The organism is Desulfosoma profundi (genome assembly GCF_055387865.1).
The window spans coordinates 3,448,881-3,465,843 of sequence record NZ_AP042420.1; the positions used below are offsets into that span (position 1 = coordinate 3,448,881).

General features: G+C 56.5%; 10 protein-coding genes and 1 pseudogene. 10 read left to right on the forward strand and 1 reads right to left on the reverse strand.

Annotated features, from left to right (window positions below):
- Positions 1-162 precede the first annotated feature (162 nt).
- From ACZ5K9_RS14930 to ACZ5K9_RS14945, 4 genes are all read left to right on the forward strand, one after another.
- On the forward strand, positions 163-552 hold the full coding sequence (locus ACZ5K9_RS14930; RefSeq protein ID WP_464272116.1) for a hypothetical protein: 390 nt from the start codon (positions 163-165) through the stop codon (positions 550-552).
- 104 nt (positions 553-656) lie between these two features.
- Positions 657-2,711: a methyl-accepting chemotaxis protein gene (locus tag ACZ5K9_RS14935; RefSeq protein ID WP_464272117.1), complete on the forward strand. Its 2,055-nt coding sequence runs from the start codon at positions 657-659 to the stop codon at positions 2,709-2,711.
- A 560-nt stretch (positions 2,712-3,271) separates the two neighbouring features.
- The gene (locus tag ACZ5K9_RS14940; RefSeq protein ID WP_464272118.1) at positions 3,272-6,445 is read left to right on the forward strand and encodes a PAS domain S-box protein; all 3,174 of its coding nucleotides are present in this window, start codon (positions 3,272-3,274) and stop codon (positions 6,443-6,445) included.
- Positions 6,446-7,258: 813 nt separating this feature from the next.
- Complete coding sequence (locus ACZ5K9_RS14945; protein WP_464272119.1) at positions 7,259-9,316, forward strand: methyl-accepting chemotaxis protein; 2,058 nt, start codon at positions 7,259-7,261, stop codon at positions 9,314-9,316.
- Between the two features lie 252 nt (positions 9,317-9,568).
- On the opposite strand, the gene ltrA is transcribed toward ACZ5K9_RS14945, so the two are convergent.
- Positions 9,569-10,795 (reverse strand): group II intron reverse transcriptase/maturase, encoded by a 1,227-nt coding sequence (gene ltrA, locus ACZ5K9_RS14950; RefSeq protein WP_464272120.1) that lies wholly within the window; start codon positions 10,793-10,795, stop codon positions 9,569-9,571.
- A 1,114-nt stretch (positions 10,796-11,909) separates the two neighbouring features.
- Between ltrA and ACZ5K9_RS14955 the strand changes: the two genes are divergently transcribed.
- The 6 genes and pseudogenes from ACZ5K9_RS14955 to ACZ5K9_RS14980 form a co-directional block, all read left to right on the forward strand.
- Positions 11,910-12,770, forward strand: a complete 861-nt coding sequence (locus ACZ5K9_RS14955) for an ABC transporter substrate-binding protein (RefSeq protein ID WP_464272121.1) — start codon at positions 11,910-11,912, stop codon at positions 12,768-12,770.
- A gap of 58 nt (positions 12,771-12,828) precedes the next feature.
- Positions 12,829-13,527: an ABC transporter permease gene (locus ACZ5K9_RS14960; RefSeq protein ID WP_464272122.1), complete on the forward strand. Its 699-nt coding sequence runs from the start codon at positions 12,829-12,831 to the stop codon at positions 13,525-13,527.
- A 124-nt stretch (positions 13,528-13,651) separates the two neighbouring features.
- The gene (locus tag ACZ5K9_RS14965; protein ID WP_464272123.1) at positions 13,652-14,836 is read left to right on the forward strand and encodes an ABC transporter ATP-binding protein; all 1,185 of its coding nucleotides are present in this window, start codon (positions 13,652-13,654) and stop codon (positions 14,834-14,836) included.
- A 409-nt stretch (positions 14,837-15,245) separates the two neighbouring features.
- Complete coding sequence (locus ACZ5K9_RS14970; protein ID WP_464272124.1) at positions 15,246-15,536, forward strand: ATP-binding cassette domain-containing protein; 291 nt, start codon at positions 15,246-15,248, stop codon at positions 15,534-15,536.
- A gap of 614 nt (positions 15,537-16,150) precedes the next feature.
- Complete coding sequence (locus tag ACZ5K9_RS14975) at positions 16,151-16,843, forward strand: transposase zinc-binding domain-containing protein (protein WP_464272125.1); 693 nt, start codon at positions 16,151-16,153, stop codon at positions 16,841-16,843.
- Positions 16,789-16,941: pseudogene (locus ACZ5K9_RS14980) on the forward strand (transposase); the annotation flags it as partial. The gene ACZ5K9_RS14975 and the pseudogene ACZ5K9_RS14980, both read left to right, overlap by 55 nt.
- Positions 16,942-16,963: the final 22 nt, after the last annotated feature.

Genomic DNA, 16,963 nt, shown 5'->3' on the forward strand with positions numbered 1-16,963 from the left:
AGAAGGGGGCACTTCGCGTCTCTCGAGGAAGCGCACGAATTGTTGTCATTTCAATAAATTATCATTTTCCGTCCAAAACTTCACCGATAACACCGCCTTGGCACAGTCATTGCCTTTTGCTCAGGGCAGCTCTGGAGCGATCTTAAAACGGGAGGCACAGGAATGGTGGTGGTCACGCCCATGCCGAATTTTTCCAAGATAAGCCGCCGGGAACGTCGGCTTTGGGTGCTCCTCTCGGAATGGCTATGCCGAAGAGGATGTCCCTGGGTGGATTTGGCGAATGCGAAGGATGTTCAAGTCCGAGCGTCGGATAAGGTGGTGGGACTTGTGGTCATTCGAAGTGCGGAAGATCTCGAGGATGCGGCGACGTTTCGCGATCGGTTTCCCCACGGGCAGTTGGTGGCCGTGGGAATGGTTTACGATCCCAATCTCTTGGTGGCTTTGCACAAGTTTTCACCGTGCTTCGTGGCGTTAAACGAGGGCGATGATGCCGCGGTTCCGGAAATTTTGGAGTCGCTGGGAAGGACTGCATGGATGGGTTGCGGCGGGTAGCGGAGACCCTGGGAGTCACGCCCGCGTCCTGCAGTCCTTGGCACGGAATGCGCCCGGTAACCTGAAAACCGATGGGCAAAACCAACCTAAAGGAGGGAAGTCGTATGAAAGGACAATGGACGGTAGGTAAGCGTTTGGCATTGACCTTTGCCGTGCTGTGTGCGGCCGTGGCGATTCTTGGCGCCGTGGGCTACTTCACGGCATCCCGCGGTGTGATGGCCTTGAAAGAGGTGGGCGAGGTCAGGTTGCCCAGCGTGGATACGACCCTGACCATGGCGAGGGAGGTTGAAAACATCCGGGGCAGCCTGCGCACTTTGGCGATTTCGGGACTGGACCCTGCGGTGCGTCAGCGCCAATATGACAACATCGCCAAATCCCGAGAGAATTATCAAGCCGCCATGAACATCTATGAGCCCTTGCCTCAAACGCCGGAAGAGGCGGAAGTATGGAAACAGTTCAAGACAGCCCTGGAAGCGTGGAAGGTGGAAAACACCAAGGCGTTGGATTTGGCCAAAGCCTTCGACGCCCTGGGGATCGTCGATCCGGATGATCTCAAAGCGGACATCTCCATGTTCAGGGCCGATCATTTCGCGCTGGAGGCCAAAACTTTGGATATGGTTTTTAACGGAAAACCCTTTGAAGGGGGTGAAGACCACACGGCGTGTCGGTTCGGCCGATGGGTTTCCCAGTATTCCACCGATAATCCAGAGCTGAAAAAGGTTCTCGCCTCGGTGGTGGAACCCCACCGCCGTTTTCACGAAGCGATCCGCGTTGTCAAGGACCTGGTGCGAGCGGGAAAGATGGAGGACGCCCGCTTCCTCGTGGATAATCAGTTGCGGGCCGCTCGAGAAGAAGTCTTTAAGGACTTCGACGTCATCAACGAGGTCGCGGACCAGGCGCTCTCCAACATGCACGCGCTGGAAGAGCAATTGCTTGGCCCGACGCTCGAGAAGCAGCGCGCGGCCATGGCCCTTCTCGACAAGGTGGTGGAAATCAACAAAAAAGTCGGCCACGATGTGGCCGAAGAGAATATGAGCTTCGCAACGCGCATGAAAGGCTTCATGGCCGGTGTGGCGCTCGGAGGCCTCATTCTTGCCGTGATTCTCGGAACTCTGGTCACGCGGGGGATCAACGCCGTGTTGCGAAAGTCTTCGGAAGAACTGTCGGAAAGCGCCGAGCAGGTGGCTTCGGCGGCCGGCCAGGTGGCTTCGGCAAGCCAGCAGCTCGCGGAAGGTTCTTCCCAACAGGCGGCCGGCATCGAAGAGACTTCGTCCGCCGTGGAAGAGATGGCCTCCATGACGCGCCAAAACGCCGACAACGCCGGGCAGGCCAACGCCCTCATGCAGCAGGCAGCCGCTGCGGCCGAAAAGGCCAAGGCGAGCATGACCGAACTGTTGGAGTCCATGCAGGACGTGGCCCGATCCAGTGAGGAAACCCAAAAGATCATCAAGACCATCGATGAGATCGCCTTTCAGACCAACTTGCTGGCTTTGAACGCCGCGGTGGAAGCGGCGCGGGCGGGGGAAGCCGGTGCGGGGTTTGCCGTGGTGGCCGACGAAGTGCGCAACCTGGCCATGCGGGCGGCGGAAGCGGCCAAGAACACGGCCCAGCTCATCGAGGGCACGGTGGCTCAGGTCAAACAAGGGGCGAACCTGACCGAGAACACCAACCAGGCTTTTGCCCAAGTCCATGAGAACGTACTCAAGGTGGCGGAGCTGGTCAACGAGATTGCGGCGGCATCCCACGAACAGAGCGAAGGCATCGGCCAGGTGAACACGGCGATTTCCCAGATGGACAAGGTGGTCCAGCAGACGGCGGCCAATGCGGAAGAGTCGGCGTCGGCGGCGGAAGAGCTCAGCGGCCAGGCGAGCCAGTTACTGGCCTTGGTGGCGGAGCTTCAAGCGCTCGTGGGGCGACGCGGGGATGGGGAGAGCCTCAAGCTATTGGGACGGAGGAAGAAAGCTGCGGGAACTCCTCCCAAGGAAAAGGGGAAGTTTTTGCCGGAAGCGTCTAAAGCCAGGAACGGGTTCGACAAAAGCCATCCCAGCATGCTAAAGACGGCCGGGAACGGCAAAGCTCGTGGCGCTGCGGGGAAGACGGCCGGAAAAGCCACACCGCAGGAGGTCATCCCCTTTGATGAAGACTTTCAAGATTTTTAGAGCGGGCGGTGGATTTAGTGCCAAAGTGTGGGGGCGGTCCCCTGCGGCCGCCCCGACGGCACCTCCCGAACCCCCAAGATCATTCTGTAGGGGCACCCCCCTGTGGGTGCCCCAAAAGATTCCCCGCATGGGCCGGCCGATGCGGGGGAAAATCTTTAGCCACCGTCCCGGAGGTGCCCCACCCCCCACATGGGCCACGTGCCATGTGTGAAAATTGTAGGGGCACCCCCCTGTGGGTGCCCCAAAACATTTCCCCGCATGGGCCGGCCGATGCGGGGAAAAATCTCTCACCACCATCCCGTGGATGCCCTATAAAAACCGGGTGGGGACAATCCCCCCGCAAAGCAACCACGCCCCACCGTCGCCCGCGGGATGGATTTCCGGATGGCCGGAAAAAACGGGCGGCCACGGGGGGCCGCCCCTACAGGGTCTTTCGACCCGGGGTATGATCATGAACATGGCGCCATCGGCCGTCCCAACGAAAAAGACGGTGTGGCTGTCCGGGGGACATGCCCCGGCGGCACCTGCGGCCGCCCCGACACGGCAGGATGAATCTTGCCATGGCGACGAAAACCCGGGGCCCCATAACGGCCCCGACAATGATCCATTTCAAAACTTCGGCTCCCGGGAAAACCATCATGACGACGTTCCCCTTGACTTCTGGTCACACCCCCAAGGCGACCCATGCGACTCCTCGTGGGATGCGCTTTTGGTTTTGGCTTCTTGCCGGCGCCGCCTTTGTCGCTTGGACCGTTGCGGCGGCCGCCTCCTGTTTCTGGTTTTACCGAAGTGATGTCAAACACGAGGAGGAAAACGCTCTAAACCATGCGCTTTCCCTTGTGGAAAAGGACCTGCTCTACCGCAAGTGGGTCGCCCTTCACGGGGGCGTCTATGCTCCTGTCAGCGACATGCTTTCACCCAACCCGTACCTGTCTGTGCCCGAGCGCGATTTAGAAACACCATCAGGCAAAAGACTCACCCTCGTGAACCCTGCATACATGACGCGGTTGGTTCACGCCTTGGGTGTCGAAATGGGAAAGGCCCCGTCCCATTTGGCAAGCCTGCGACCGATCCACCCCGCCAACAGCGCGGACCTTTGGGAAAAAAAAGCCCTGCTGTGGCTGGAAGAAAATACTCACCATGCCTATTACGCCGAGAAAACCCCTATTCCCGAAGGACACGCCGTTCAGGTCATGGTGCCTCTGCGGCTGGAAAAGCCATGCCTTCGCTGCCATACCGATCCCCAAGACGTCGTCGGGGCCATTCGCGGTGGGATTCGCGTGACCGTTCCCATCTCTAGGTCCGGCCTTTCGCATCATTTCTACCATATCGTCACAGGCCATGGAATGATGTGGCTTTTCGGAATGATGGGTATTGGCCTCGCATGCCTTTTCGTCCACCGACGTCTTCACGAACGCGAAAATCTTTTGGCTCGCATTTCCACATCGGAAAAGTTTTGGAGAAGCGTTCTGAATGCTCTGCAAGATCCTCTCATCCTCTTGGACCAAAATCTCCACGTGCAGCTCTTGAACCCGGCAGCCGCCGCCTTGGCGGATGTGGCGCCCGAAGACGCCGTGGGACGGCCATGCCACGAGGTCTTTTCCCATTGGCATGTGCATTCCGGAATGTGTGAACCGGAAAGGTGCTGTGCCGTCGAGACGTTGAAAACCAATCGGTCATGCTTCAGGCTCATGGAAATCCGGCTTCATGACGGGTCCAGCCGCGTTTTTCACGTTCTGTCCAGCCCCCTCGACGAAGAAAGCGGAAACGGGCCCGGCGTTATTCAATCTTTTCGGGATATCACCGACGAGGTGGACGCCCGCAGGGAGCTGGCGGAGCGTCATCGAGAGATGGCTCTTCTTTTTGATCACATGTTCGGCGGTTTCGCCCTCCACGAGATTTTGACGGACGAACGCGGGATTCCGGTGGATTATCGATTCCTCAAGGTCAACCGCGCCTTTGAAGCCCTCACGGGGTTGAAAGCCGACGAAATCCTGGGAAGGACCTTGCGCGAGGTCCTTCCCGACGCCCTGCAGGATTGGGTGCAGCGGTACGGTCAGACGGCACTTCAGGGAGAGCCCCAAGAGTTCGAAGCCTTTGAGCCCTCTTTGGGCCGATACTTTTCTGTGCGCGCTTACCAGAGTGAGCCGGGAAAGTTTGTCACCCTGTTTTTCGATGTCACAGAGCGCAAAAAGGCCGAAGAAGCCCTCCGACGCAGCGAAACCTTTTTCCGGGAACTTTTCGAAAAATCCGCAGAGCCTCAACTTCTTGTGGATCCATCCACGGGCAAGATCCTGGACGTGAACGAAAGGGCGGAACGGTTTTACGGGTGGAGCCGAACCGAGATGAAGGAGAAATCCTATGGAGATTTAAGCCAGAATCCAGGAGGCCTTGAAAGAGAAAAATGGACTCCGTCCGTGCCGGGGCCTGGAAAGATTTTTTTGGAACGGCATCGAACGGCTTCCGGGGAGATCAGAACCGTGGAAATCTCCATCGGCCCCGTGACTTTAAATGGAGTTCCCTACCTGCTGTGTTTTGTTCATGACGTTACGGAGCGAGAAAAACTCCAGGAACAGCTCCGTCAGGCGCAAAAGATGGAGACCATAGGGCAGCTGTCCAGCGGCGTGGCTCATGAATTCAACAACATCCTCCAGGTGATCAACGGGTTTACCGAGATGGCCCTCGCCGACACGCCGGAAGAGAGCCCTAACCGCGAACGCCTGCATAAGGTCATGGAAAACGGTCTCAAGGGAGCCCGGCTCGTCCAACAGCTGCTGGCCTTCAGCCGAAAGCAGGTCCTCCAGCCCGAACCTGTGAACCTCGACGAGTTCCTGGGGGCTTTTCTGAAGCTGGCCCAGAAGCTGGTCGGGGAAAGCATCCAGGTCCGCCACGTTCCGGCGGCCAGCGAGGCGCGCGTGAAGATCGACCGGCATCTAATGGAACAGGTCTTTTGGAACCTTGTGGTGAACGCCCGGGATGCCATGCCGGAAGGTGGCGAGATCACTTTTGAGACAGCCCATGTGGTTTTGGATGAGGATTACGTGAAGAGCCATCCGTACGCCACGCCCGGACCCTATGTGATGGTGGCCGTCACAGATACGGGATGCGGCATGACACCGGACGTGCTCGGGCGCATTTTCGATCCCTTTTTCACCACGAAGGCGGTGGGAAAGGGCACGGGTCTAGGGCTCTCGGTGGCCTTCGGCATTGTGAAACAACATGGCGGCCTCATAAATGTTTACAGCGAGCCTGGACGAGGGACCACATTTCGCATTTACCTCAGACCTTGTGAAGAATCGGAATCGTCGGGACGCATGGCAGATGGTCAAGAAATTTCGCTTCGTGGAAAGGAGACGATCCTTGTTGCGGAAGACGACGCCGCGGTGCGAGAATACCTGGTCGAGGTCCTTCGAGGAGCCGGCTATGAGGTTTTAGAGGCGGGCAATGGACTGGACGCTGTGGAACTCTTTTTGACCACGCCAAAAAACGTGGACTTGGTCGTGTGCGACCTTATCATGCCGGGCATGGGAGGCGAAGAGGCGGTGGGTCTCATACGGCGCGCAAACCCGAAGGTTCCCGCCGTTTTCCTCAGCGGCTACACGGGTCGCACCAACGGGCTGCCCCAGACCTTGACGGCACGAACGGCTTTTCTGGAAAAACCCATAAGACGCTCGGCGCTGCTTCGGAGCCTGCGGAGTCTTCTGGAGAGGTCCAACGAAGATTTACCCTGTTAAACCGAGACGCCGGGAGAAAACCACAGAAAGCTGAGGTCCTGACGGATTTATCAAACGCTCAAGACGTAATGCCCGGGCGCGTGACCCTCGGCCCTGGGGCGTTCGGATTGGATGCCGAACGTTCTGAAACGGAAACCGAGGCGCCAAGGGAGAGCAGAAGGGCAAGGGGGTGGTTTTGGACAAAGGCGCAGAATCCCCCCAGCTGGTGGCGAAGGCCATACCCCCTCACACCCGCCTCATGCGGGACGAAACGCTGTGCCCTCCGACCAAAAATGATGCTCCTCAAGAATTCCAGACGCTCCGTTGACGTCGATGACACGCACCGTGGCCAGAGCCGGGCTCCCGACCGGGTAGTCACATCAAAAACGGATCGTCGTGGTATAACTAGACGTTTCGGCGACGCCCATGGTTGACCTGCCACGCAATAACCAATAACTGTACGTCAAATTTCTTTTACCGCCGACTTCTGCCGAATCTTGTACACGAAATCCATAGATAAACAGCATATCGATTCCCTGTGATGATTAAAACTTCTGGTGAGTAACACATCGCTCGACATTGTTACGCACTCTGGATTTAAATTTTTTCTCAAGTTTTCAGCGGATGATGCCGATGAAAGGAATGGTGTGTATGGAGTAGAAGACCATACTCTCGTATGGAAAGCCGACGGTGCGACCCATTGCCCTCCATTCTCACTTCTGGCCGTTGGAAGGGGAATCGGCATCGGAATGGTTACTTCGACGTATCTTGCGAGAGAGAGTGTGCAAGCGAGCTGTGATTTTTTCGGCACAGGCGATGAAAAGGAGGTGAAGGATGACAGGAAAGCAATGGACGGTCGGGAAAAGGTTGGCAACGACATTTGCCGTGCTGTGTGCGGCCGTGGCGGTTCTTGGCGCCGTGGGCTACTTCACGGCATCCCGCGGTGTGATGGCCTTGAACGAGGTCGGGCATGTCCGGTTGCCGAGTGTGGAAGCCACCCTGACCATGGCGAGGGAGTTTGAAAACATCCGGGGCAGCCTGCGCACTTTGGCGATTTCGGGACTGGACCCTGCGGTGCGTCAGCGCCAATATGACAACATCGCCAAATCCCGAGAGATATATCAAGCGGCAATGAACATCTATGAGCCCTTGCCCAAAACGCCGGAAGAGGCGGAAGTGTGGAAACAGTTCAAGGTGGCGCTGGAAGCCTTCAGGACCGAAAACAACAAGGCGCTGGATCTGGCCAAAGCCTTCGACGCCCTGGGGATCGTCGATCCGGATGATCTCAAAGCGGACATCTCCATGTTCAGGGCCGATCATTTCGCGCTGGAGGCCAAAACTTTGGATATGGTTTTTAACGGAAAACCCTTTGAAGGGGGTGAAGACCACACGGCGTGTCGGTTCGGCCGATGGGTTTCCCAGTATTCCACCGACAATCCGGAGTTAAAAAAGGTTCTCGCCTCCGTGGTGGAACCCCACCGCCGTTTTCACGAAGCGATCCGCGTTGTCAAGGACCTGGTGCGAGCGGGAAAGATGGAGGACGCCCGCTTCCTCGTGGATAATCAGTTGCGGGCCGCTCGAGAAGAAGTCTTTAAGGACTTCGACGTCATCAACGAGGTCGCGGACCAGGCGCTCTCCAACATGCACGCGCTGGAAGAGCAATTGCTTGGCCCGACGCTCGAGAAGCAGCGCGCGGCCATGGCCCTTCTCGACAAGGTGGTGGAAATCAACAAAAAAGTCGGCCACGATGTGGCCGAAGAGAATATGAGCTTCGCAACGCGCATGAAAGGCTTCATGGCCGGTGTGGCGCTCGGAGGCCTCATTCTTGCCGTGATTCTCGGAACTCTGGTCACGCGGGGGATCAACGCCGTGTTGCGAAAGTCTTCGGAAGAACTGTCGGAAAGCGCCGAGCAGGTGGCTTCGGCGGCCGGCCAGGTGGCTTCGGCAAGCCAGCAGCTCGCGGAAGGTTCTTCCCAACAGGCGGCCGGCATCGAAGAGACTTCGTCCGCCGTGGAAGAGATGGCCTCCATGACGCGCCAAAACGCCGACAACGCCGGGCAGGCCAACGCCCTCATGCAGCAGGCAGCCGCTGCGGCCGAAAAGGCCAAGGCGAGCATGACCGAACTGTTGGAGTCCATGCAGGACGTGGCCCGATCCAGTGAGGAAACCCAAAAGATCATCAAGACCATCGATGAGATCGCCTTTCAGACCAACTTGCTGGCTTTGAACGCCGCGGTGGAAGCGGCGCGGGCGGGGGAAGCCGGTGCGGGGTTTGCCGTGGTGGCCGACGAAGTGCGCAACCTGGCCATGCGGGCGGCGGAAGCGGCCAAGAACACGGCCCAGCTCATCGAGGGCACGGTGGCTCAGGTCAAACAAGGGGCGAACCTGACCGAGAACACCAACCAGGCTTTTGCCCAAGTCCATGAGAACGTACTCAAGGTGGCGGAGCTGGTCAACGAGATTGCGGCGGCATCCCACGAACAGAGCGAAGGCATCGGCCAGGTGAACACGGCGATTTCCCAGATGGACAAGGTGGTCCAGCAGACGGCGGCCAATGCGGAAGAGTCGGCGTCGGCGGCGGAAGAGCTCAGCGGCCAGGCGAGCCAGTTACTGGCCTTGGTGGCGGAGCTTCAAGCGCTCGTGGGGCGACGCGGGGATGGGGAGAGCCTCAAGCTATTGGGACGGAGGAAGAAAGCTGCGGGAACTCCTCCCAAGGAAAAGGGGAAGTTTTTGCCGGAAGCGTCTAAAGCCAGGAACGGGTTCGACAAAAGCCATCCCAGCATGCTAAAGACGGCCGGGAACGGCAAAGCTCGTGGCGCTGCGGGGAAGACGGCCGGAAAAGCCACACCGCAGGAGGTCATCCCCTTTGATGAAGACTTTCAAGATTTTTAGAGCGGGCGGTGGATTTAGTGCCAAAGTGTGGGGGCGGTCCCCTGCGGCCGCCCCGACGGCACCTCCCGAACCGTGGGATGGCCACAAAAACATGGGGCCCTGACCCGCCCCGGCCATTCCGCGGACATTCCCGGGACGCTCCCAGTACCCCAAGAAAATCCTTATAGGGGTAGGAAGGACACGTTACCGAGCCCCTCCCCCCTCCGAACCGTACGTGCGGATCTCCCGCATACGGCTCTCCGGTCGGTGGTTTTACCTCAACGAGGACTGGAGCATTGCGCGATGGGCTGCACCGAGACTATACAACCCCTGGCGTTCAAAGTAGGCATTGGGCCAGCGATTATGATCTCGGCCTCGGCTGATCCCCTTTCGACCGCTACGCGTGCGCAGTAGGCTACGCAGGCGTCGACGAACCCATGAATCGATCCTTTTGAACGTGGTCTTGGGGCTGTGTTTGAAATAGCCCATCCATCCCTTAAGAATGCGATTCACCTCCGTGATGATGCTTTGGAGGCTTTTGCCGTTCGTCCGTCGTGTCCTGAGCCGGATGGCGTCTTTGAGTTTCTTCAGGCTCTTCTTCCGCGGCCAATGTCTTGTCCGCGTGAAGTGACAGCCCAGAAAGTCAAACCCGCTTCCTGGCTCCTCAAGATCCACGACGTGGGTCTTGTCCGGATGAAGCCTCAACCCTCGTTGGTCCACCTCTTGGCGCACAAGCTCCAAGGCTTGTTCGGCTTCCTCACGGCTTTGACACAACACCACAAAGTCATCCGCATAGCGGATCATCAGGTGCCCTGCCTTGGCCATGGCATGGTCCAGTGGGTTCAGGTAGAGGTTGGCTCGCAGGGGGCTGATCACCGCTCCCTGAGGAGTCCCTGCTTCCGGCCTCCAGGTCTCCATTCCTTCCAGGACGTCTTGGTGGAGAAACGCTTCGATCAGTGATAGTACCCGCCCGTCTGCAATCGATGCCTTCACATCGGCCATCAATCTCTGGGGGTCGATGTTGTCGAAGTAGGACCGTATGTCCGCGTCCACCACATAGCGGTATCCACCCTTGATGGCTTGGTCGACCTGCCTCAGGGCATCCTTGCATCCCCTCTGTGGTCGAAACCCGTAACCGCCCTCTGCAAATCTCGCTTCCAAGATCGGCTCGATGCCTAACTTTAGGGCACTTTGCACCACCCGGTCCCTCACACACGGGATCCCTAGGGGTCGTTTCTCTCGACTTCCCGGTTTGTCAATGGAGACCCGTCGGATCGGCCTCGGCCGATAACGGCCTTGGCGCAGTTCCTCTTCCAGCCTGCTCAGTTCTTCATCCTTGTGGGCCTCAAAGTCCTTGATCCCTTGATGGTCTGTTCCCGCACTTCCTTTGTTGGCCCTCACCTGCTTCCAGGCGGCCTCAAGCGTCGCGCGTCGACACACCTTGTCGATCAAACTGAACCACTTGCCTCCTTTGACCCCTTTCTCAAGGGCCTCCAGCATGCGATCGGTCCATATGGTCCGTTCCACCCAGCCCCATCGGCTTGCGGCTTCTCCTACTTGTCTAGCCCCTGGCACGTGCGCAGGTTTTCTTTCGTCCATCTTAGACCTCTCGCATCCACCTTCCTGCTCCCCTTCGCTCCACAGCCGTTACGCTGCTTCATCGCTCCTATGAGAGCTCTGACTCCTGTCCGGCCGGCTCTTCGTGCTCCTCTAGGACCACTCCGCGCCGTTCTCGCCCGAACAGGTCTCCCTGGTTCACACGATGCCACCTTCCACTCATTCCGCCGCCAACCACCCCACGCCCCCTGCCATCGCTTCATGCTGCCCGCCCAGCGTAACAGGCTCCCTCGGCTCCACCTGCCGGCTCCAGGTTGAAGTTTGTGTTCTCTGTTTCTCGCCCTTTCGTCTGCGAGTGCCACAGTATCTCAACCATACCTTGCCGTGTGCCCTCGGTCTGGACTTCGTCCTTCCCTAGAAGACTCATCGGGTCGTAAGGCCGAATCGCGTTCGTCATCCTGCGGACTAAGTGTTCGTCTCCGATTGCTTCCCACCCCGCCTCACGGCGACGCAGTGACCTTCGACTTCCGGGGACGGGCATCCCCCGGGAGAGGACTTCCACCTCTCTGATTGCACCTGCTTCCAGGCGCACTAGCGGCGGCCCCCTGTGGGTGCCCGAAAACACCCCTCCGCATGGGCCAACCCCGCCGCACCGCCGCCCGCGGGATGGATTTCCGGATGGCCGGATAAAACGGGCGGCCACGGGGGGCCGCCCCTACAGGGTCTCTCAACCCGGGGCATGTCCATAGACACGGGGTCATCGGCCGTCCCCATAACAAAGAAGGTATCGCCGTCCGGGGGAAACAGACCCAGGCACCCAGGAGGAGACAAACCCGGGCGGTCCCCTGTGGCCGCCCCGACGGCACCTCACAAACTGTGGCATGGCCACAAAAAGATGGGACCCTGACCCGCCCCGGGCATCCTGTGGAGATTTCCGGGACACGCCACAATATCCTGCGGTCAGGTTGTCCTTGACGCGCAAGCCTGTTTTCACTACGATCTTCCCCGAAAAAAAGCGAGTTCTTATCACCTGTCTTGATAAATGGGGGACAGTACAATGCAAAAGATCAAGACGAGGTTCTGGATCAGTGGGATACTAATCCTTGTATCCTCTTACATCAGCTGGATTTCACCTATTCAGGCGCAGCCAAAGACCATCATCCTTGCCACCACCACCAGTATCCAGGATTCGGGACTTCTCGACGTCCTCATACCCATCTTTGAAAAGGAGACTGGTTATTTCGTGAAGACAATTGCCGTAGGCTCTGGTCAGGCTATGGCCATGGGTCAGAAGGGGGAGGCGGACGTACTCCTAGTGCATTCCCCTGAGGAAGAGGAAAGGTTTGTTGAGGACGGGTATGGGATAAACAGGAGGTTAGTGATGCATAACGATTTTGTCATTTTAGGCCCTCCGGAAGACACAGCTAAGATCAGGGGTATGACATCTGCGTCGGAGGCGTTTAAGAAGATTGCTTCCCAAAATGCACTGTTCATTTCAAGGGGTGACAATTCAGGTACCCATGCGAAGGAGAAGCAGATCTGGAATTCAGCAGGGATCAACCCTGAAGAGAAGAGATGGTACCAGCAGACAGGGCTCGGGATGGGACAGACGCTGAATGTAGCAGCAGAGAAAAAGGGCTATACGCTTGCAGACCGGGGGACTTATCTGGCGTTAAAAAAGAGCCTCGGGCTCGATATCCTGGTGGAGGGGGATGGAATCCTCTTAAATATTTACCATGTCATTCAGGTCAATCCTGCGAAATGGCCCGAGGTGAATGCTGAAGGAGGGAAGAGATTCGCCGATTTCATGGTTTCATCGCAGCCCCAGGAGATCATCAGGACCTTCGGTGTTGAGACATTCGGTTCCCCACTTTTCTTCCCGGATGCCGGTAAGAAGGTGGAAGAACTAGGGAAATAGCAAATGGCCTTGACGGAAACAGAAGGACTCTTGTCGTTTTGATACGTCAGGATTAACAATGGATCTCATTCTTGAGGGAATCAGGAAGGCCCTTTGGTTACTTATCACCTTCGACGCTGAGGTCGTAGGGATCACTCTACTATCACTGAAGGTTTCGGGGCTAGCAACACTGATCAGCATTGTTATCGGGATGTCTATTGGGATCGCTGTTGCTCTTTCCCGGTTTATAGGGAGAAGGATCGTCATTAGTCTTATCAACACCGGTATGTCTCTCCCCCCGGTGGTTGTCGGCCTTTTTGTGACCATTTCCCTATGGAGGAACGGTCCTCTGGGTTTTTTAGGCATACTCTATACGCCCTGTGCGATGATTATAGCCCAGGCCATCATTGCTACCCCAATCGTCATGGGGATAACCGTGGCTGCCATACAACACCTTCCCAAAAAACTTCGGCATCAGATTCTGGCCCTCGGGGCGACTCGTCGTTGGATGGTCTGGCTCTTGATCAAGGAGGCGAGGCTTCCCCTTCTGGCAGCGGTTATGGCAGGGTTTGGCGGAGTGATATCGGAGGTGGGTGCCTCTATGATGGTAGGCGGCAACATCAAAGGATATTCCCGTGTCCTGACTACAGCTACCGTGATGGAAACAAGCCGCGGGAATTATGCTATGGCGATTGCATTAAGCATTATCCTTTTGATGCTTGCATTCTTCATTAATCTTGTCCTCACACAGATCCAGCAGAGGAAAAGGCCGAGGTAATCAGAGGCAAGCACAAAAGCAGCATGTGTTCAGCAACCAATAAATAATCAATGGTAAGCATTGGACTTTTGGAAGAGAAAAGGAACGAGTCCGCAGACAATATGCAGCCGGCAAAGGCCAGATCATGATGGACCAAGGAGATTCCAGACCCATTCTTGAGGCAAAGAATCTTGAGGTAAACAGAGGTGGAACGACCCTTATTTCCATCCCCTCACTTTTTGTCAGGGAAGGGGAGGTACTCTCTCTGATCGGACCGAACGGGGCTGGAAAGACGACCCTGCTTCAAACCCTGGCCTATCTATTGAAGCCCTTTAAGGGGCAAATCTTTCTGAGAGGGAACCTGGTGGGGTGGGATTATTCCGCCCTGGAGTACCGGAGGAAGCTCGCCATGGTCTTCCAGGAGCCTCTCCTATTTGATACAGTAGTGTTCAACAATGTCGCATCCGGCCTGAAAATGCGGAAGGTCAAAAAGGATGAGATTCGTGATCGGGTCATGGAGCAGCTGGAGCAATTTGGAATAAGCCATCTCAGTCAGCGCTCCGCAAGAACCCTCTCTAGTGGGGAAGCACAGAGGACGAGCCTTGCACGAGCCTTTGTCCTTCGGCCTGAGATCCTCCTCCTTGACGAACCCTTTTCCTCCCTTGATTCTCCTACCCGTGAATCCCTAATAGAGGACCTGGAGCATATCCTGCGGAAGACCCGAACGACTGTTATCCTTGCCACTCACGATCGTCTGGAGGCGTTGAGGCTTTCAGATCGGATTGCGGTGATGGATAAGGGGCAAATCATTCAGATCGGAACCCCTGAAGAGATACGAAATCAGCCCGTGAATGAATTGGCTGCATCGTTCATGGGAGTGGAGACAATCCTGACCGGGGAGGTGATCAGAAGGGATGGGTGGACATTTACCGCCCTGGTAGAGGGCAAGGAGATCGAGGCAGTGGGGGAGGTCCACATTGGAGAAAAGGTGGTTATGTGTATCTGGCCTGAAAATATTACCATATCAACTCACGAATCTCATGATGGAACGAGCTCCTGGAATATACTTGGAGCCAAGATTGTAAAAATCCTATCTATGGGACACTACCAAAAGATCTATCTCTGGTGCGGATTTCCTCTCGTTGCCTATGTGACTAACCATTCCATTGAGGAGTTGGAGTTGGGGGTGGGAAAGGAGGTAACTGTGTCCTTTAAGGCAAGCGCGGTCACGGTCATGAGAAGCTCCTCCTTTCGTACAACATCACCATTAACCTGCAGGCAGGCTCGAAACAAAAATTTCACATCACCTCCTCCAGGTAGATGCAACTGAGGTCATTCCGATAGCGGCGATAGTCATCCTCTGCGGATTTCTTGTCCACCTCCTCAAGCCCGTCCCTTATGTCAGCCTCGCGCTTGCGCAGGTAATCCTGTATGTCTCTATGCGCTATCTCCGGGTTCAGCCTCTTCTTGTCGATCTGGGGTCCTAGTAATGCTGGATGGGCTGAGTGTTGTTTGGACCCCTGGCAGAGCAAGGAAAACCTTCTCGTCCTTTCCATCCTTTGACCAATAAATGACCTGTGACTGATCTGGGATGTAAGCCATCCTCTCTTGGGAAAAGAACGAGCGGACGATGTAGGGGGTCAGTTTTAAGAGCCATCGCCGGGCTGTGGAACCAGGGCAAGGGAATCGTCAAACGACCGCCGCTGGAAGACATTTTCTTCCTGCCCCAGTGCCCTTATATGCTCCTCGGTTCGCTGGGGGAGCAGCTGATCTATCCGCGGCTCGAAAACAAAAAACCGGAAGCGGATTTAAGACCGATTCTGACCACCGTCAACCTGCAGGATCTGCCCGAGCGCGTGGACGGATTCGATATCGAACTGGACTGGGCCGATGTGCTTTCCTTAGGCGAGCAACAACGGCTGGCCTTTGCCCGCCTGCTGATCAACCGCCGTCGGTTCGCCGTCCTGGACGAGGCCACCAGCGCCCTGGATATGGAAAACGAGATCAATCTCTATGGGCAGTTGCGGTAATTGGGGATTGATGACCTGATGGGTCCTGCCTCCCAGCCGGATGAGCATGGCGCCCGTGTCAGCGGCATCCCCGGGTTTGCCCAAGATCAGGTTTTCCACCACCACCATGGTGTCGGTGCCCAGAACCCAGGAGCGCCTATGAATGAAAAGACCTTCCTGGCCTTTTTTTCTGCGAGCGCGCACGCCTGGGCGGCGGGGTCCCCGCCCATGTCGGTTTCCTCCACCCCGCTGACCACCGCCTGGTGAAAGATCCGGGCCTGGGCCATAAGCCGCTTCCGGGGCATTCATGTTTGCCAACCCAAGACAGACTACTGGCCGCAACCAAAGTGAGGTGTCAGTGTTCGGGTGTCAGGTTTCAGAAAAAAACAAACCTTAACACCTAAAACCTTTATCTCTCCGCCTTCTACAGGATCCATGCCGTTTTACTGTCCTTTATCTATCATTTGGCAGCTTGAGACAGGGTATTGCTCATCTGGCGGCCATTGACTTTCAGGTAAACTTACAGTGTTTCTTGTCGGGTTGGTTTTCAACCTCTTGCCTGGTGATGGAAATTGCCCGACACATCCCCTGTCTAGCGGCCCCGAAAGCCGCAAGAGTCGCAATACTATCATGCGTTGAGGTTAACTTTGAGGCGCTGGAGCGGGTCTATGACGAACGGCGGGATCCTCCATAACGGCTTCGCCAGGGTGAAATGTGAAGACTGCGGTCACGAATATTTGTTGGGATTTTCTCGTAAGCGCCGCCATTTTTGTCCGTCCTCCCACCAGAAACGGGTAGTGGAGTTCGGGGAATGGCTCTGTGAAGAAGTGCTTAAGGCTGTTCCGCACCGTCATTTCGTTTTGAGCATACCCAAGATCCTGCGGCGGTATTTCGTTTATGATCGAAAATTGCTCACCGATTTGAGCCGTTGTGGATGGGACTCGTTGAAATCGTTTCTTAAGGAAACGGTTCCCGAAGGTGACGCTGTACCGGGGGTTCTTATCGCCATACAGACCTTCGGTGATTTCTTAGGATTCAATCCCCACCTACATATTCTATGTACGGATGGCTGTTTTTATGGACCAGGCATGTTTCATGTGGCCCCTTTTTTTGAGTTGAAACACCTGGAGGAGATATTCCTTCATAAGGTTTTCAAGATGCTTCTCTCAAAAGGGAAAATCACCGAAGACCTGGTCGATATGCTCCTGAGCCGGCGCCACCCGGGGTCAATGTTTTTTGTGGGCCTAGGATCCAGCCCGGAGATGAAAAAGCCATGGAGTATCTCGCCCGGTACATCATCCGTGCCTCTTTTTCCCACGAAAGAATGACATACATTCCACAGGAGTCAAAGGTCATTTATCAGTCGAAGGATGGAAAGGAGCGAAAGGTCTTCGATGCTCTGGAATGGTTGGCGGCCATGGGTTCCCATGTGCCCGACAAAGGGGAAC